The 18,750-nt window shown below is 74.1% G+C and carries 10 protein-coding genes; 6 read left to right on the top strand and 4 right to left on the bottom strand.

Annotated elements, in window-relative coordinates; genetic code table 11:
• Positions 1-61: 61 nt before the first annotated feature.
• From ACF1G2_RS14550 to ACF1G2_RS14540, 3 genes are all read right to left on the bottom strand, one after another.
• The gene (locus ACF1G2_RS14550) at positions 62-1,609 is read right to left on the bottom strand and encodes an alpha/beta hydrolase (protein ID WP_391798592.1); all 1,548 of its coding nucleotides are present in this window, start codon (positions 1,607-1,609) and stop codon (positions 62-64) included.
• Between the two features lie 58 nt (positions 1,610-1,667).
• Positions 1,668-3,245, bottom strand: a complete 1,578-nt coding sequence (locus ACF1G2_RS14545) for an alpha/beta hydrolase (RefSeq protein ID WP_391798591.1) — start codon at positions 3,243-3,245, stop codon at positions 1,668-1,670.
• 103 nt (positions 3,246-3,348) lie between these two features.
• The gene (locus tag ACF1G2_RS14540; RefSeq protein WP_391798590.1) at positions 3,349-6,189 is read right to left on the bottom strand and encodes a lysylphosphatidylglycerol synthase domain-containing protein; all 2,841 of its coding nucleotides are present in this window, start codon (positions 6,187-6,189) and stop codon (positions 3,349-3,351) included.
• Between the two features lie 174 nt (positions 6,190-6,363).
• On the opposite strand from ACF1G2_RS14540, the gene ACF1G2_RS14535 reads away from it, so the two are divergent.
• From ACF1G2_RS14535 to nudC, 6 genes are all read left to right on the top strand, one after another.
• Complete coding sequence (locus ACF1G2_RS14535; RefSeq protein WP_391798589.1) at positions 6,364-6,798, top strand: MGMT family protein; 435 nt, start codon at positions 6,364-6,366, stop codon at positions 6,796-6,798.
• Positions 6,799-6,958: 160 nt separating this feature from the next.
• Positions 6,959-10,687, top strand: coding sequence for a UvrD-helicase domain-containing protein (locus ACF1G2_RS14530; RefSeq protein WP_391798588.1), 3,729 nt, complete (start codon positions 6,959-6,961; stop codon positions 10,685-10,687).
• Positions 10,688-10,830: 143 nt separating this feature from the next.
• Positions 10,831-11,652: a hypothetical protein gene (locus tag ACF1G2_RS14525; protein ID WP_391798587.1), complete on the top strand. Its 822-nt coding sequence runs from the start codon at positions 10,831-10,833 to the stop codon at positions 11,650-11,652.
• A gap of 639 nt (positions 11,653-12,291) precedes the next feature.
• Entirely contained in the window at positions 12,292-15,741 is a 3,450-nt protein-coding gene (locus ACF1G2_RS14520) for a UvrD-helicase domain-containing protein (RefSeq protein ID WP_391798586.1), read from the top strand.
• A 10-nt stretch (positions 15,742-15,751) separates the two neighbouring features.
• A complete protein-coding gene (locus ACF1G2_RS14515; RefSeq protein WP_391798585.1) occupies positions 15,752-17,185 on the top strand; it encodes a dipeptidase in 1,434 nt (477 codons plus the stop codon).
• 35 nt (positions 17,186-17,220) lie between these two features.
• Positions 17,221-18,168 carry an NAD(+) diphosphatase gene (gene nudC / locus ACF1G2_RS14510; RefSeq protein ID WP_391798584.1) on the top strand — a complete coding sequence of 316 codons (948 nt, stop codon included), beginning with the start codon at positions 17,221-17,223 and terminating at the stop codon, positions 18,166-18,168.
• A gap of 126 nt (positions 18,169-18,294) precedes the next feature.
• Here nudC and ACF1G2_RS14505 read toward each other — a convergent pair.
• The coding region (locus ACF1G2_RS14505) for an acyltransferase family protein (protein WP_391798583.1) at positions 18,295-18,750 on the bottom strand (456 nt) is incomplete at its 5' end.

Genomic DNA, 18,750 nt, shown 5'->3' with positions numbered 1-18,750 from the left:
CCGCGCACGCGAACGAGAAGGGCCCGGACCCGACATCGGGTCCGGGCCCTTCCGCATGCCGTCAGGAACAGCGCTTGCCGTACGCCGGGACCTTGCCGTCGAGCAGATAGGCGTCGACCGTCCTGGTCACGCACGAGGACGTGCCGTACGCGCCGTGCCCCTCGCCCTCGTTGCTCACCAGGATGCCGACGCCCGCGCCCAGCTCCTTCGCCATCCGCTCGGCGCCCTCGTACGGCGTCGCGGGGTCACCGGTCGTGCCGACGACCAGGACCGGACCCGCGCCGGGGGCACTCACGTCTTGGTCGGCCCGCTCGCCCTTCACGGGCCACCGCGCGCACCAGCCGGCCGTGTCCCAGGCCAGGAACGCGCCGAAGACGGGTGAGAGCCCGCGGAACTCGGGGAGCAGTGCCTTCGCCTGCGCGCCCGTGGGGCGTTCGCTGGAGTCGGCGCAGGAGATCGCCCGCTGGGAGTGGGACTGGGTGCCGTAGTGGCCCTGCTCGTCCCGGTCGTTGTACCAGTCGGCGAGGCGCAGCAGCTCCGAGCCGTCGCCGCGCTCGGCCTTCTCCAGGGCGGAGGTGAGCAGGGGCCAGTTGCTCTCCGCGTAGAGGGTGATCGCGATCCCCGTGACGGCCAGGCCCTCGGTCAGGGTGCGGTCGCCGACGCGCATCGGCTTCCGGTCCAGCCGCTCCAGGAGACGGACGGTCCGGGCGGTTCCCTCGGCGGGGCTCCCGCCGGCGCTCTTGAAGTAGTTGTCCAGGGCCCGCTGGAAGCCGATGGTCTGGTTCCTGGCGTGTCCCGTGGCGTCGGCCGTCGGGTCGACCACCGCGTCGAGGACGGTACGGCCGACACGCGAGGGGAAGAGGTGGGCGTAGGCACCGCCGAGCTGGGTGCCGTAGGAGATGCCGAAGTAGTTCAGCTTCTCGTCGCCGAGGACGTGCCGGATCAGGTCCAGGTCACGGGCGGTGTTGCTCGTGGTGGTGTGCGGGATGACCGTGCCGGAGCGGCGGGCGCAGCCCGCGCCGAAGGAGGCGCCGTCCTCGACGAACGCGGCCTCCTCGGCCGCCGTGTCCGGCGTGACGTCCGTTCCCTCCGACGCGGCCAGCTCCCTGTCGTCCCGGCACACCACACCGGAGCTCCGCGCGACGCCGCGCGGGTCGAATCCGACGAGGTCGTAACGGCGGTTGAGTCCGTCGTACTCGCGGGCCGCACGGGGGAGGATGTCGACGCCCGAGGCGCCCGGGCCGCCGAAGTTGAAGAGCAGCGAGCCGATCCGGCCGCCCTTGTCGCGGGCCTCCTTGCGGATCAGCGCGATCTCGATCGTCTCGCCGTCGGGCCGGGCGTGGTCCAGCGGGACCCGGACACCGGCGCAGCGCCAGTCGGCGCCGGGCTTCTCGCCGCCCTCCGGGGCCGCGCAGGGCTTCCACGAGGGGCGCTGGCCGGTGAGCGAGGCGGGGAGCGGGACGGAGGGCCGGGCGGAGGGCGAGGCGGCGGCTCCCCGCGACGGTTCGGCGTCGGTGGCCGGCGGGCCGGCGGGGGCGCCGGGGCCCGCGCACCCGGCGGCCAGCACTCCGGTGACGGCCAGTGCCGCCACCCGTATCCGTGTGGACATGTCGCGCAACCCCCGTGATCCGTACCGGAAAGCCGCCATCCTAGGCGGCCCGCGGGGGCTACTTGCAGACGGTGCCGGAGACCGGCACCTTGCCGTCCAGGAAGTAGGCGTTGACGGTGTTCTGCACGCAGGCGTTGCCGCCGTTGTACGCCCCGTGGCCCTCGCCCTCGTACGTGAGCTCCACGCCGACGCCCTTGCCGAGCGCGTTCACCATCGCGCGCGTGCCCTCGTACGGCGTCGCCGGGTCGCCGGTCGTGCCGAGCACCAGGATCGGGGCGGAGCCGGGCGCGGAGACGTCGGGGTGCTCCCAGGTGCCCGGGACCGGCCACTGGGAGCAGCTCGACAGTCCCCAGCCCATGTATGCGCCGAAGACGGGCGAGGTCTCGCGGAACTCCGGGAGCCGTTCCTTGGCCTGGCCGAGGGTGTAGCGCTCCTTGAAGTCGACGCAGTTGACGGCTGCGTTGGCCGCCTGGATGTTGCTGTAGCTGCCGTTCTGGTCCCGCCCGTTCATGGAGTCGGAGAGGGCGAGGAGCAGTGCGCCGTCGCCGCCGTCGGCCGCGTCGAGACCCTGCTCCAGGTACTGCCAGAACTCCTTGGAGTACAGCGCCTGCGCGATGCCGTTGGTGGCCTGCGTCTGGGTGAGGTCACGGTCGCCGATCCCGGGGATCGGCTTCTTGTCGAGCTCGGCGAGGAGGGCGAGGATGTACGCCTCGATCTCGGCGACCGTCGAGCCGGGCAGCGTGCACTCGTCGCCGCGCTCCACACAGTCCTTCGCGAAGTTGTCCAGGGCGAGCTGGAAGCCCCTGGCCTGGCCGAGGGCGCCCCCCTCGGTGCCGGAACTCGGGTCGATGACGGCGTCGAAGAGGGCGCGGCCGACCTTCTTGGGGAACAGGTGCGCGTAGACGCCGCCGAGTTGTGTGCCGTACGAGATGCCGAAGTAGTGGAGCTTGTCGTCGCCCAGGACCTGGCGCATCAGGTCCATGTCGCGGGCGGCGTTCTCGGTGCCTACGTGGGGGAGCATCTCGCCGGACTCCCTCTCGCAGCCCGCGGCGTACCTCTTCTGCGCGTCGGAGAGGGTGCGCTCCTCGGCTGCGTCGTCCGGGGTGAAGTCGATGGCGTAGTAGGCGTCCAGCTCCTTGTCGGACAGGCACTCGACGGGCTCGCTGCGTCCGACGCCCCGGGGGTCGAAGGAGACCAGGTCGTAGCGGGAGCGGAGCTTCTCGTAGTCCGGGGCGAAGGACGGCAGGCCGGTGACGCCGGAGCCGCCGGGGCCGCCGAAGTTGTAGATCATGGAGCCGATGCGGTTGGCCTGGTCACGGGCCCGGGCGCGGATCAGGGCCAGCTCGATGGTCTCGCCGTCCGGCTCGGAGTAGTCGAGCGGGGCGTCCATGAACGAGCACTCCCAGGGGGTGCCGCCGGGCAGTGGCGAGGGCGCGGGGCCGCCGCCCTCGGCGGGCGACGGGGGCGGGCACGGTGCCCATTCCAGCGTCTGCGTGGTGAGCTCGGTGAGATCCGTGGGCGCGTCGGAGGCCGCGCCTGCGTTGCCGCCGTCGTCCGAACATCCCGTGGCCCCGGCGGCGAGCAGCACGGTGGTCGCGAGGAGCAGGGCGGCGCGGCGCGCGGCGGAGATCGGCATGAACCCATGGTGAGCCGTACGGACCACCCCCGCGCGGGGGAACACCCACACGGGTGTCGACCGGCCCTCCGGCGGCGTGACCGCCGAGGGCCCGGGCCGGAGGCTAGAGCGCACCCCGCTTCGTCAGCCAGTTGAAGCACAGCCACCCCGGCAGCACCGGCAGCCAGAGCGTCAGGAGCCGGTACAGCAGCACCGCCGGAGTCGCGACCTCCAGCGGGAGGCCGACCGCGACCAGACCGAACGTCAGCGCACCCTCGACCGCACCCACACCGCCCGGCGTGGGAGCCGCCGAGCCGAGCGCGTTGCCGGCCAGGAAGACGACCGCCACGCTCGCGTAGCTCAGCCCCTGGCTGTCGTGCCCGAAGGCCCGGATGGACGCGTCGAGACAGAGCACGAACACACCGGTCAGGAGCAGCATCCCGCCGATGCCCGTCAGCAGCTTCATCGGCCGCTGGAGGACGTCCAGCATGCGCGGCACGACACCCGCGAACAGCGACCGCAGCCGCGTCGAGACGAACTTCCGCATGAACGGGATCGCGGTCACCACGAGCACCAGCACCGCCACCGTCAACAGCCCCGCGATGACCGTCCGCGACGGGGTGAACGACTGCGACTTCTCCGTACCCGTCAGATAGCCGAACGCGAGCAGCAGCAGGATGTGCGCCCCGAGCCCGAAGAGCTGCGACGCGCCGACGCTCGCCACCGCGAGTCCCGGTCGCACACCCGAACGCTGGAGGAACCGCGTGTTCAGTGCGACACCGCCGACCGCCGCCGGAGCGACGATCTTCACGAACGACCCGGCCACCTGCGCGATCACCGTCCGCCAGAACCCGACCCGCTCCGGTACGAAGCCGAGCAGGCTCATCGCGGCGGCGATGTAGCTCAGCGCGGAGAACAGCACCGCGGCCGCCACCCACCGCCAGTCGGCGGAGCTGATCGTCGACAGCGGGGTCCGGGCGATCTGCGAGAGCAGGAAGTACGCGGCGACGGCGCCGGCGATGAGACTGATCAGGGTCCGCGGCTTGATCCGCTCCAGCCTGACCGGTTCGACCGGAGCCTGCGGACGGATCAGCAGCACCTGGCGGCGGATCTGCGCCAGCAGGTCCTCCTCGCGGGCGTCGTCGAGCGCCTCGTCGATGGCCCTCTTCTCGGCCTGCTTCTCCGCCTTCTCCAGCTTCCGGTCGGACTTGCGCTCCGCCTTGAGCTCGGTGGCGGTCGCGGCCTCCGGCGCGGCCGCCGCGGCCTCCACCCGGGCCCGCTTCGCCGCCTCCGAGGCCGCGAGTACGGCCTCGCGCTCCCGCTGCGACCGCTCCCGCGCCAGCCGTCTGAGCGTCGCTCGCGTGGAGCGGCTCAGCGCGATCGGCTGGAGGAGGGGCAGGCAGTCGGCGATGGCGTCCGGGCCGAGGATCTCCACGGCTCCGGCGACCGCGCGCTCGGCGCCCACCCGCAGACCGAGAGTGGTGAGAAGCTGCGCGATGTCCATCCGCAGGATCAGGTCGCCGGCGGCGATCTCGCCACCCCGCAGATCGGTCAGGATCACCTTGCCGGAACGATCCACCAGAATCGCGTCCCCGGCGAGCCTGCGGTGCGCGATCCGGCGCGACTGCAGCGCGCGGACCTGGCGCCAGGCACTGCGCACCAGCTCGTCGGTGATCTCGTCGTCCTCCACGGAGTCCAGGGTCCGGCCGCCCAGGTGCTCGTAGACGAGCATCACGGCGTCCGGACCGAGTTCGGAGGTGGCGATCAGCTTGGGCGCGTTGGCTCCGGCGGCGATCGCCGCGTACGCGAGCAGTGCCTCCTGCTCCAGCGCCTGGCGCAGCGAGACGATCGAGCGGCGGGTGGTGATCGCCCGCAGGGTCAGCCGTCGCCAAGCCCGGTAGAAGAAGCCGTGCGCCTGCTGCTCGCGGTCCACCACCGTGACATCGAGCGGCGGCCCCTCCTCCAGCGTGACGATGTACCGGCGGCCCCGGTCCCCGCTGTCGGCGGCGTCGGGCACGCCCGCGCCCTCGGCGCGCAGCGCCGTGACCGGCCGGAAGCCGACCCGGCGCAGACCGGCGAGGAGGGTCTGACCGGTGGGCCGGACGTTCGGGGAGCCGACCGCGTACAGCGTTCCGTACGCGACGGTCCAGCCGATCAGCACGGTCAGGATGATCGAGAACGCGGTGGTGTACCCGGCGACCAGCATCGTGAACGCGTCGAGCAGCAGCACCGCCCAGAGGCTCACCCGCCAGCGCGGGCGCCTGGCCATGCCGACGGCCGTCATGTACGCGATGACCGGCGCCAGGTAGTTGTGCACCGGGTCGGTGAGCCCGCCCCCGGTCGCGGGCTGGGTCAGCGCGTCCTGGATGGTGCCAGGCGCGGCCTTGGCGACCCAGAGGTCGGTGGCGAGGGTGACTCCGTGGGCGAGGACGGCGGCGAGGACGCCGTCGGCGATCCGCAGCCCGTCCCGTTTGATCAGCCGCTCGATGGCGAAGGCGACCGGCACGAGGAGCACGGCGATGCTGGAGACCAGTCCGGCGATCTTGACGAAGACGTCGGGGGCGCCGCCGGCGCCCTTGTTGATGTCCTCCTCCAGGCCGGAGGTCGTGCCGTGGGCGAAGGCGGCGATGGCGATGACCAGCGCGATCGCGACGACACCGATGAGCAGCCGCATCAGGTCGGAGGGGCGGTGCACCCGGGCGGCGAGCAGGGGCTCGTCCTGGGAGACGCGCTCGCTGGGCTCGCCCTCGGTGACGGTGTCGGGAAGGAGCTCGGGGGACGGACCGTGCGCGTGTCCGCGGCCGTGGACGAGCCTGTGCCCGTGACCCCGACGGCCGCCGGGGACGGTCTCGGGGGCGCTTTCCGGGGCGCTCCCGGGGGCGCTCCCGGAGGTGGGCGTGCCGTGGGCGGGCATGCCGGGGCGCGCCTCCTCCTCAGGAGGCTGAGCGTCGTGCCCCATCACCATGTCCGTCTCTGCCCGTGTCGTACGTACCGCGCGTTCGTCGGCTTGTACGAATTCTTGTTCTTCTTGTTCGTCTTGTCGCTCTTGATCTCGTATCACCAGTCACCGCCCGGACGATGGTGGCATGAAGCGGCGGTCTCCGGAGGCAACGGGGCACTGTCGGTGCGGTGAGGCAGGATGGGGCGGATGAGCGTGGAGGAGATTCCGGAGTACGCGGAGCGGGTCCTCGAGGTCGCGGAGCTGATCCCCTCCGGCCGGGTGATGACCTACGGCGACGTGGCCGAATGGCTGGGTGAGGGCGGGCCGCGCCAGGTCGGCCGGGTGATGGGCCTCTACGGCGGGGCGGTGCCGTGGTGGCGCGTGGTGCGCGCGGACGGCACGCTGCTGCCGGGCCACGAGCTGCGCGCCCTCGGTCACTACCGGGACGAGGGCACCCCCCTGCGCGAGGCCGGCCGCTCCGCCGAGGGGCACGTGCCCAAGCTCGACATGCGGCGGGCGCGCTGGGACGGCACGGGCGGTGCGCACGACGCGGGCGGCGGCGGGGACAAGGCGTGCGGCGGGGACGAGGTGTGCGGCGGGGACGCGGAGCCGCGTGCGGGAACTCACACGTGACAGCTCCACCGCTGACCGGACGGGCCGGGCGGCCCGATGACGGTACGGAGGCCCGTACGGAGTACGGCACGGGCCCCCTCCGTATCCCGTAACGTCGTCGTTCGCCCCGTACACCTCTCCGCCTCTCCACACACACTTCGCTCAGGACCGGTCGATCCACGTGAGTTCCTCCTCCACCACCCGGCGTACGCCGTACCAGGGGCGGACCACGGGCGCGTACCGACTGGTGCGTACCGCCCCGGAGCGGGTGGATCCCCCTGTCCTTGACGCAGCGCAGCGGGAAGTGGTTGACCACGCGGGCGGCCCGCTTCTGGTGCTGGCCGGACCTGGCACCGGAAAGACGACGACGCTGGTGGAGGCGGTCGCCGCCCGGATCGAGAAGGGCACGGACCCGGAGCGGATCCTCGTCCTCACCTTCAGCCGCAAGGCGGCGGTGGAGCTGCGGGACCGGATGGCGACGCGCATCGGAGGCGGCGGGCGCGCGCCGGTCTCCGGCGACGGTTCCGGGGACGGCGACGGCGATGGCGACAGCGGCAGTGGGAGACGGGCGGGCGGCGTGCGGCCGCCGCAGGCGACCACCTTCCACTCGTACTGCTACGCCCTGATCCGCGCGCACCAGGACGCCGAGCTCTTCGCCGAGCCGCTGCGGCTGCTGTCGGGCCCCGAGCAGGACCTCTTCGTACGAGAGCTGCTGGCGGGCCAGCTCGACCTGGAGAAGTCGGGCCTCGCGGGGATCCGCTGGCCCGACGAGCTGCGCGCCTGCCTGACCACGCGCGGCTTCGCCGACGAGGTACGGGCGGTCCTCGCGCGCTCCCGGGAGCTGGGGCTCGGGCCGCGGGCGCTGGCGGAGTTCGCGCAGCGGGTGGGGCGGCCCGACTGGAAGGCGGCGGCGGGCTTCCTGGCGGAGTACCTGGACGTCCTGGACCTCCAGGGGGTGCTCGACTACACGGAGCTGGTGCACCGGGCGGTGCTGCTGTCGGAGCGGACGACGCTGCCCGGCTACGACGCGGTCTTCGTCGACGAGTACCAGGACACGGACCCGGCGCAGGTGCGGCTGCTGAGGGCGCTGGCGGGCGGCGGAAGGACGGTGGTCGCCTTCGGCGACCCCGACCAGTCGATCTACGCGTTCCGGGGTGCCGACGTGAACGGCATCCTGGAATTCCCCGACACGTTCCCGGGCGCGGACGGCCGGCCGGCGAAGGTCCGGGTCCTGACGCGGTCCAGGCGCTCGGGAGAGAACCTGCTCGGCGCGACGCGCGAGCTGACGCGGCGGATGCCGCTGACACGGCTGCCCGCGGACGCGGTGCGTGCCCACCGCGACCTGGGGGCGGTGCGCGGCGGAGGCCGGGTGGAGGTCTTCACGTACCCCACGGCCTCCGCGGAGTCCGACAACATCGCCGACCTCCTGCGCCGCGCGCACCTGGAGGACGGCGTCCCCTGGCACGAGATGGCTGTCCTGGTGCGGGCGACGGCCTCCGTCCCCGCCTTGCGACGCGCCCTCACCTCGGCGGGCGTCCCCCTGGAGACCGACACCGCGGACACCCCCCTCCGCCACGAACCGGCGGTGGCCCCCCTCCTCCTCGCCCTCCGCGCGGCGGCGACCCCGTCGGACGCCGAGGGGCGGCTCCAGGAGCCGGATGCCTCCGGCGTGGCCGGGCCCGACACGGACGGGCCGGGTACGGACCGGCCCGGTACGGACCGGCCCGGCATGGACCGGCCCGGCACGGACGGGCCCGGTACGGACCGGCCCGGCGTGGACGGACGTGGGGCGGACCCTGTCGGTGCCGAGCGGCCCGAATCCGACGCGCTCGGCCCGGATGCGTCCGGCGCGGGCGAGCTCGGCGCGGACGGACTGGGCACGGTCGCCGCCGGCGCGGACCGGTCCGGTTCGGACGGGGCCGGCACGGACACCGTCGGCGCCGACCCGGTCGGTGCCGACGGTCCCGCCGGGACCGGCCGGACCGGTGCGGAGCCGCTCGACGCCCGTGCGTCCGGCGCGGGCACCGGCGATGGCGGGTGGCTCGGGGTCGACGTCGCGGTGGCACTGCTCGCTTCGCCGCTCGGCGGGATGGATCCCGCCGATCTGCGGCGGCTCGGGCGCGCCCTGCGGGACGAGGAGCGGGCCGGGGGCAACAAGGTGCCGCCGCCCTCCGACGTCCTGCTCGCCCGCGCGCTCGCCGAGCCCGAGCGGCTCGTCGCGCACGACCAGTCGTACGCCCGCGGCGCCAGGCGGCTCGGGGAGCTGCTCCGGCAGGCCCGTCGCCGTCTCGCCGCCGGCGGCACCGCCGAAGAGGCGCTCTGGCTGCTCTGGAACGGCACCCCGTGGGCCGGCCGCCTGGAGCGCGCAGCACTCCGCGGCGGCGCCGCCGGCCGCAACGCCGACCGCGACCTCGACGCCGTCTGCGCGCTCTTCGAGACCGCCGCCCGCGCCGAGGACCGCGTCGGCGGCCGCGGCGCCCTGAACTTCCTCGAAGAGCTCGACTCCCAGGACATCGCCGCCGACACCCTCTCCAAGCGGCAGTCCCGCCCCGACGCCGTCCGCCTGATGACCGCCCACCGCTCCAAGGGCCTCGAATGGGGCCTCGTCGTCGTCGCCGGTGTCCAGGAGGGACTCTGGCCCGACCTGCGGCGGCGCGGTTCGCTCCTGGAGGCGGACCGCATCGGCCGTGACGGCCTCGCCGAGCCCCTCAGCCCCGGCGCCCTCCTCGCCGAGGAGCGCCGCCTCTTCTACGTCGCCGCCACCCGCGCCCGCGACCGGCTCGTCGTCACCGCGGTCAAGGCCCCCGCCGACGACGGCGACCAGCCCTCCCGGTTCCTCACCGAACTCGGCGCCGCACCCAAGGACGTCGCCGGCCGCCCCCGCCGCCCCCTCGCGGTGGCCGCGCTCGTCGCCGAACTGCGTGCCACCACCGTCGACCCGGCCGCCTCCGAAGCGCTCCGCGCCGCCGCCGCACAGCGCCTCGCGCAGCTGGCCGCGCTCACCGACGACGAGGGCCAGCCGCTGGTCCCGGCCGCCCACCCGGACCGCTGGTGGGGCCTGTTCGAGCCCACCCGCAGCCGGGTTCCGCTGCGCGACCGGGACCACCCCGTCGCCCTCTCCGGCTCGGCGCTCGACCAGCTCGCCAACACCTGCGCCCTCCAGTGGTTCCTCGGCCGTGAGGTCAAGGCCGACGCCCCGGCGACGGCCGCCCAGGGCTTCGGCAACGTCGTCCACGTCCTCGCCGACGAGGTCGCCTCCGGCCGTACCCCCGCCGACCTCGACGTCCTCATGGCGCGGCTCGACTCGGTCTGGGACGCGCTCGCCTTCGACGCGCCCTGGAAGTCCGGGCAGGAGAAGGAGCACGCGCGCGTGGCGCTCGAACGCTTCCTGCGCTGGCACGTCATGGACCGTGGCGGCCGCACACCCGCCGCCACCGAGCACGACTTCGACGTGACGCTCGAAGCCGGTGCGTACGAGGTCCGGATCCGGGGCTCCATGGACCGCGTGGAGACCGACGAGCACGGCCGCGCCTACGTCGTCGACTTCAAGACCGGCAAGTCCGCGCCCACCAGGGACGAGGTGGCGCACCACCCGCAGCTCGCCGTCTACCAGCTCGCGGTACGCGAAGGAGCCCTGGACGAGGTCTTCGACGGCCACCGGCCCGAGCCCGGCGGCGCCGAACTCGTCCAGCTCCGCCAGCCCGCTCCCAAGAAGGAGGGCGGGGAGACGCTCCCGAAGGTCCAGGCGCAGGAGCCCCTGGCGGGGGAGTGGGTCGGCGACCTCCTGGCCACCGCGGCAGGCCGTGTACTCGACGAGCGCTTCACCCCCACCACCGGCCAGCACTGCACCCACTGCACGTTCCGGTCCGCGTGCAGCGCCCAGCCGGAGGGCCGCCACATCGTCGAGTAGCGCCCGCCCCCATGAGAGCGGCAGCGCCCGCACGGGGGCGCGCCCGCCCCGTGGGAGCCGAAGCGCCCGCACCGGCGAAGTCGCGGGCACACGCGGCGGGGCTCACCCTGGTGGGTGAACGGGGAATCCGCGAGGAGGCTCGCATGGCGCCGTCCACCCACCACAGGGCCCGTACCGCGGCGGCCGCCGTCTGCACGGCTGCGGCGGTCGCGACGGCCGGGTTCGCCGGCCCCGCCGCCTGGGCACAGGCAGCGCCGCCGCCGGTCACGGCGCCCTCCCTCGCCCCCACCCCCGACCCCTTCGAGAACCTCACGCCCGACGCGATCGCCGACCGGGCCGTCCAGGCCACCCAGTCCGCGACCTCCCTGCGCATGGCCGGGCGGGTCGTGTCCGAGGGGCAGCCCCTGGACCTCGACATCGCCCTAGACGACCAGAACGACTGCACGGGGCTGATGAAGGTGGACGGCGGCACCGGCGAACTGCGCCAGGCCGACCGGATCACGTATCTGAAGGGCGACGCGAAGTTCTGGCGGGTCTCCATGTCCTCCCAGGGCGTGCCGCCGCCCCAGATCGACGCGACGATCCAGCTCGTCCAGGGGCGCTGGCTGAAACTCACGCCAGGCCAGCCCGGCGGCAGCGATGTGAGCGGGATCTGCGACCTGGACGCCGTGCTGGGTGACCTCGGCGACGACAGGGACGACCGCAAGGGCATGACCCGGGGGCCGGACGCCGAGGTCGAGGGGACCCCCGTCGCCACCCTGGTGAAGAGAGGGCCGGGCGGCGAGACGACGACGGTCTCCGTCGCGCAGGAGGGCAAGCCCTACATCCTCAAGATCGTCAAAAAGGGCGGCGAGGAGCCGAGCACGCTCGTCCTCTCCGACTACGACAAGCCCGTCAAGGTCGTGGTACCGCCGGCGGACGAGACGGTGGACATCGCCAAGCTGGACCAGAGCACGAGCGCCTGAGCGGGCGCCCCCTCGTGGGGCTCCCGGCGCCCGGACGGCGCCCCCGGAGACTCCCAGGCCCCCGGCGTGCCGGACGGTTCCTCCCGGCGGCCCCCGGCGGCCCGACGGCGGCCCACGGCGGTTCCCCGGCGAGCGGACGGCGGCTCCCCGGCGGCCGGGCGGTGCCTCCCGGGCGCCCTCGGGCGGGCCGGACGGCGGCTCTCCGGCGGCCGGACGGCGCCCAGGCGCCCCCGGCGGGCCGGCGGCGGGCCCACGGCGGCTCCCCGGTGGCCGGACGGTGCTTCCCGCGCGACCCTCCGACGCCCGGACGGCGCCTCCCGGGCGGCCCTCGGGCGGGCCCCCGGCGGCTCTCCGGCGCCCGCGGCGGCCCATGGCGATTCCCCAGCGGCCCATGGCGATTCCCCGGCGGCCGGACGGCGCTTCCCGCGCGACCCTCGGGCGGGCCGGGCGGCGGCCCACGGCGGGCCCCCGGCGGCTCTCCGGCGCCCGGACGGCGCCCGGGCGCCCCCTGGCGGGCCGGACGGCGGCCCCCGGCTGCCCGACGGCGGCCCCCGACCGCCGCGTCCGGCCGGCGGCCCCCGGCGCCCCCGCCGCACGTGGCGGTCGGTGCTGTCGGTGGTGCCGGTTAGCCTCTCTGGGGTGACCGCACGCATCACCGACCCCGAGCAGCTCAAGGAGCTCCTCGGCATCCCGTTCACCCCGGAGCAGACGGCCTGCATCATCGCGCCGCCCGCGCCGCAGGTCATCGTGGCCGGAGCCGGCTCCGGCAAGACGACGGTGATGGCCGCCCGGGTGGTCTGGCTGGTCGGCACGGGCCAGGTCGCGCCCGAACAGGTCCTCGGCCTGACGTTCACCAACAAGGCCGCGGGCGAACTCGCCGAGCGCGTCCGCACCGCCCTCGTCCGCGCCGGCGTCACGGACCCCGACGCGTACGACCTGGACGATGCCCCCGGCGAGCCCCGCATCTCCACGTACCACGCCTTCGCCGGGCAGCTCCTGACCGACCACGGCCTGCGCATCGGCCTGGAGCCCACCTCCCGCCTCCTCGCCGACGCCACCCGCTACCAGCTCGCCGCGCGCGTGCTCCGAGAGGCGCCCGGGCCCTACCCCGCGCTCACCAAGTCCTTCCCCACCCTCGTCGGCGACCTCCTCGCCCTCGACGCCGAGCTCGCCGAACACCTCGTACGCCCCGAGGAGCTGACGGCGTACGACTCCGAGCTCCTGGACGCGCTCTCCCGCGCCAGACTGACCAACGCCGACCTGCGCAAGGTTCCCGAGACGGCCGCCGCTCGCCGCGAGCTGCTCGACCTCGTCGTCCGCTACCGCGCCGCCAAGCGCTCGCGCGACCTCCTCGACTTCGGCGACCAGATCGCCCTCTCCGCCGAACTCGCCACCACGCGCGCCGAGGTCGGCGCCCTCCTGCGCGACGAGTTCCGGGTGGTGCTGCTCGACGAGTACCAGGACACGTCCGTCGCCCAGCGGCTCCTGCTCTCCGGCCTGTTCGGCGGAGGCACGGGCCACGCCGTCACCGCGGTCGGCGACCCCTGCCAGGCGATCTACGGCTGGCGTGGCGCCTCCGTGGCCAACCTGGACGACTTCCCCGCCCACTTCTCCTACGCGGACGGCAGCCCCGCCACCCGCTACGCGCTCTCGGAGAACCGGCGCAGCGGCGGCCGCCTCCTCGACCTCGCCAACGGCCTGGCCGAGCCCCTGCGCGCGATGCACGAGGGCGTGGAGGCGCTGCGCCCGGCGCCCGGCGCGGAGCGCGACGGCTCGGTGCGGATCGCCCTTCTGCGCACGCACGCCGAGGAGATCGACTGGCTCGCGGACTCCCTCGCCCACCTGGTCCGTGCGGGCAGGGAGCCCGGCGAGATCGCCGTCCTGTGCCGGACGGCGACCGACTTCCCCGCCATCCAGGCCGCGCTGGTCGCCCGTGACGTACCGGTCGAGGTCGTCGGCCTCTCCGGGCTGCTCCACCTCCCCGAGGTCGCCGACCTGGTCGCCGTCTGCGAGGTCCTCCAGGACCCCGGGGCCAACGCCTCCCTGGTCCGCCTCCTGACCGGCCCCCGCTGGCGCATCGGCCCCCGCGACCTGGCCCTCCTCGGCCGCCGCGCCCGCGTGCTCGTCCACCGGGAGCGGGGCGGGGACGACGCCGACGCCGACGCGCGGCTCGCCGCGGCGGTCGAGGGTGTCGACCCGGCCGAGGTCGTCTCGCTCGCCGACGCCCTCGACACCTTCCTCGACTCCGGGGGAGAGGACGACGGCCTGCCGTTCTCGGCCGAGGCCCGGGTCCGCTTCGCCCGGCTCGCCGCCGAGCTGCGCAGCCTGCGCTCCTCGCTCGCCGACCCGCTCATGGACGTCCTCCACCGGGTCCTCGCCACCACAGGCCTGGAGGTCGAACTCTCCGCCTCCCCGCACGCGCTCGCCGCCCGGCGCCGCGAGACCCTGTCCAACTTCCTCGACATCGCCGCCGGCTTCGCCTCCCTCGACGGCGAGGCGACGCTGCTGGCCTTCCTCGGTTTCCTGCGCACGGCCGCGCAGTACGAGAAGGGCCTCGACAACGCGCTCCCGGGCGGCGAGAACACGGTCAAGGTCCTCACGGCGCACAAGTCCAAGGGCCTGGAGTGGGACGTCGTGGCGGTGCCCGGCCTGGTCTCCGCCCAGTTCCCGAGCACCAGGGCCCGCGAGTCGTGGACCTCCCAGCCTCAGGTGCTCCCGCACGCGTTGCGCGGCGACGCCCCGACCCTGCCGCGGATCGACGGCTGGGACGCCGCCGCCCTGAAGGGCTTCAAGGAGGCGATGCGCGACCACCAGCACACCGAGGAGCTCCGCCTCGGCTACGTCACCTTCACCCGCCCCCGCTCCCTCCTCCTCGGCTCCGCCCACTGGTGGGGTCCGGCCCAGAAGAAGCCGCGCGGCCCCTCGGACTTCCTCCACGCCCTGTACGACCACTGCGCGGCGGGCTTCGGCGAGATCGAGGCGTGGGCCGACGAGCCGGAGAAGGACGCGGAGAACCCGGCCCTCGCCGAGAACCGCCCCGACGAGGCCTGGCCCCTGCCCCTGGACCCGGAGTCGTTCGCCCGACGCCGCAAGGCGGCGGAGCGGGTCCGGTCCCAGTTGTGGGCAGCCACGAACGCGCTGCCCGCCCAGGAGCCCGCACCCCAGGACCCCGAGGACCCCCGGGAGCCCCAGGACCCCCAGGACCCCCAGGGCCCCGAGGACCTCTGGCCCGAGGCGGAGCCCGTCTGGGACGACGAGCCTCGCTGGGACGACGAGTTCCTCCGGGACGATGAGCTCCTCCGGGACGACGCGCCCTCCGTCGCCGACGAGATCCCCGCGCCCCGGGCGCCGGAGGCCGTCGCCACCCCCGAGGAGGCCAGAACGATCGCCTCCTGGGACCGCGACCTGTCCGCCCTCACCACAGAACTCCGCCGCTCCCGCGCCACCACACGTGACGTCCTGCTCCCCGCCTACCTGTCCGCCTCCCAGGTCCTCCGCATGGCCGCCGACCCCGACGGCTTCGCGCAGGAGCTGGCCCGGCCCATGCCCCGGCCGCCGCAGCCCGCCGCCCGGCGCGGGACGCGGTTCCACGCGTGGGTGGAGTCGCGGTTCGAGGAGCTTCCGCTCCCCATGCTCGGCCCGGACGAGCTCCCCGGCGGCGAGGAGTTCGCCGGCGAACCGGAGATCGCCGACGAGCGGGACCTCGACGCGCTCAAGGAGGCCTTCGCCCTCACCCCGTACGCCCACCGCACCCCGTACCGCGTCGAGGTCCCCGTCCACCTCACCCTCGCGGGCCGGGTCGTCCGGGGCAGGATCGACGCCGTGTACCGCGACCCGGACACCGGCGCGTACGAGATCGTCGACTGGAAGACGAGCCATCTCCGCACCGCCGACCCGCTCCAGTTGGCGATCTACCGCCTCGCCTGGGCCGAACAGCACGGCCTCGACCCCGACGACGTCGCCGCCGCCTTCGTCTATGTACGCACGGGCGCGGTCGTCCGCCCCCGGGCGCTTCCCGGACGGGCCGAGCTGGAGGCGACGCTGCTGGGCGGACCGACCCCGGACAGACCGGCCCCGGACGCCGGATAGGCTCAGGAGCATGAGCGAGACCCCGGACAGCGCCGTCCAGACCGTACGTACCCAGGCTGTGCGCACGTACATCGAGCAGCACCGTGCCGCCTTCCTCGGCGATCTCATGGACTGGCTGCGCATCCCCTCGGTGTCGGCTCAGCCCGCCCACGCCGAGGACGTCCGGCGCAGTGCGCGGTGGCTCGCGGACAAGCTGACCGGCACCGGTTTCACCACGGTCGAGGTCTGGGAGACGGCCGGAGCGCCGGCCGTCTTCGCCGAGTGGCCCTCCGGCGACCCGGACGCCCCGACCGTCCTCGTCTACGGTCACCACGACGTCCAGCCCGCCGCCCGCGAGGACGGCTGGCACACCGACCCCTTCGAGCCGCACGTCACCGACGGCCGGATGTACGCGCGCGGCGCCGCGGACGACAAGGGCCAGGTCTTCTTCCACACGCTCGGGGTCCGCGCCCACCTCGCCGCGACGGGCCGCACCGCGCCCGCCGTCAACCTCAAGCTGATCGTCGAGGGCGAGGAGGAGTCCGGCTCCCCGCACTTCCGTGCCCTCGTCGAGGCCCGCGCGGACCGGCTCGCCGCCGACGCCGTGATCGTCTCCGACACCGGGATGTGGTCCGAGGACACCCCGACCGTCTGCACCGGCATGCGGGGCGTCGCGGACTGCGAGATCGAGCTGTACGGCCCCGACCAGGACATCCACTCCGGTTCCTTCGGCGGCGCCGTGCCCAACCCGGCCACCGTCGCCGGTCGCCTGGTGGCCGCCCTGCACGACGAGGACGAGCACGTCGCCATCCCCGGCTTCTACGAGGGCGTCACCGAGCTCTCCGACGCCGAGCGGGCCCTGATCGCGGAGCTGCCCTTCGACGAGGCCGCCTGGCTGACCACGGCCAAGTCCCACGGCACCCTCGGCGAGGCCGGCTTCTCCACCCTGGAGCGCGTCTGGGCCCGCCCGACCGCCGAGGTCAACGGCATCGGCGGCGGCTACCAGGGTCCCGGCGGCAAGACGATCGTTCCTGCCTCCGCCCAGCTGAAGCTCTCCTTCCGGCTGGTCGCCGGCCAGGACCCGGAGAAGATCGAGCTCGCCGTACGGGAGTGGCTCGCCGCCCGCGTACCCGCCGGGATCCGGTACGAGATCGTCTTCGGCGCCCCCACCCGGCCCTGCCTCACGCCGCTGGACCACCCGGCCCTCAAGGCCGTCGCGGGAGCGATGAGCCGCGCCTTCGACGGCGCCAAGATCCGCTACACCCGCGAGGGCGGCTCGGGCCCGGCCGCCGACCTCCAGGACGTCCTGGGCGCGCCGGTGCTGTTCCTCGGCATCTCCGTTCCGTCCGACGGCTGGCACGCGCCAAACGAGAAGATCGAGCTCGATCTCCTCCTGAAGGGCGTCGAGACCGCCGCACACCTGTGGGGCGACCTGCCCGCCGCCCTGCCCACCGCCGCGCGATGAACCCACACAACGACCCGGGGGAGTTGGAAGTACCTGTGTCCACCTTGAACAGCCAGTTCGCGGACCGGCCGATCTCGCTCACCGCCCCGAGCGGTATCGACCGCGCCGCCCACCACCGTCTCGACGAGGCGTGGCTGGCGGCTGCCTGGAGCCACCCCACGACCCGCGTCTTCGTGGTCTCCGGGGGCCAGGTGCTGATCGACGACACCCCCGACGGCCGCACCGAACTCGTCATGACCCCGGCCTTCGAGGCACCCGTCACCGAGACCCACCGCTACTTCCTGGGCACGGACGCCGACGGTGTCTCCTACTTCGCCCTCCAGAAGGACGCCCTGCCCGGCCGCATGGACCAGTCGGCCCGGCCGGCGGGGCTGCGCGAGGCGGGCCTGCTGCTCTCGCCGCGGGACGCGGGCCTGATGGTCCACGCCGTCGCCCTGGAGAACTGGCAGCGGCTCCACCGCTTCTGCTCGCGCTGCGGCGAGCGCACGGTGATCGCGGCCGCCGGGCACATCCGCCGCTGCCAGGCCTGCGGCGCGGAGCACTACCCGCGGACCGACCCGGCGGTCATCATGGCCGTCACGGACGCCGAGGACCGCATCCTCCTGGGCCGCCAGGTCCACTGGCCGGAGGGCCGCTTCTCGACCCTCGCGGGCTTCGTCGAGCCCGGCGAGTCGATCGAGCAGTCGGTCGTGCGCGAGGTCTTCGAGGAGGCGGGCGTCACGGTCGGCGAGGTCGAGTACGTCGCCAGCCAGCCCTGGCCCTTCCCGTCGAGCCTGATGCTGGGCTTCCTCGCGCACGCCACGTCCTCGGAGATACACGTGGACGGCGAGGAGATCCACGAGGCCCGCTGGTTCTCGCGCGAGGAGCTGGCCGCCGGCTTCGAGTCGGGCGAGGTGCTGCCCCCGTACGGCATCTCGATCGCCTCCCGCCTGATCGAGCTCTGGTACGGCAAGCCGCTCCCGAAGCCGGGCGACGCCGTCTGAGCCGACGCCGTCCGGCCCCACGCCGTGCGACTCGACTCCGTCCGACTCGACTCCGTCCGGCCGGCCTCGATGGCCGAAAAGAGCCCCCGTCCGGCACTGCCGGGCGGGGGCTCTGCGCGTGGTGGGTCAGATACGGGCGAGATTGCGCTTCAGGTACCGGCCGACCGGCTGCTCGACCAGGCGGTGCACCAGGTACGACAGCACCAGCATGCCGAGGAAGACGGCTGTGACCAGCGTCCACGGCGAGATCTGCGGCGTGACGTGGCTGAAGTACTTGAAGAACTCCCAGCCGATGAACTCGTGCAGCAGATAGAGCGGGTAGGTCAGCGCCCCCGCGATCGGCAGCCACTTCCACCGCATGCCGGAGAGCCTGCCCGTGGCGACGAGCGCCATCAGTCCGAAGAAGACCGCGAGCAGCACGAGCACGGGCCAGGCCGGCCGGTCCTCGAGGATGCTGATCTGCTTGAACCGGTCGATGGTGGGTGCAAGCGAGGCGCAGTAGGAGACCGCGACGACGCCGAAGAGCATCAGGTTCGGGCGGAAGCGGTACATGAGGTAGAACGCCACGCCCGCGATGAAGAA

Origin of the sequence: Streptomyces sp. NPDC013457 (genome assembly GCF_043089925.1) — a bacterium.
Lineage (GTDB): Bacteria > Actinomycetota > Actinomycetes > Streptomycetales > Streptomycetaceae > Streptomyces.
This window is presented reverse-complemented; position numbering and strand designations above follow the sequence as displayed.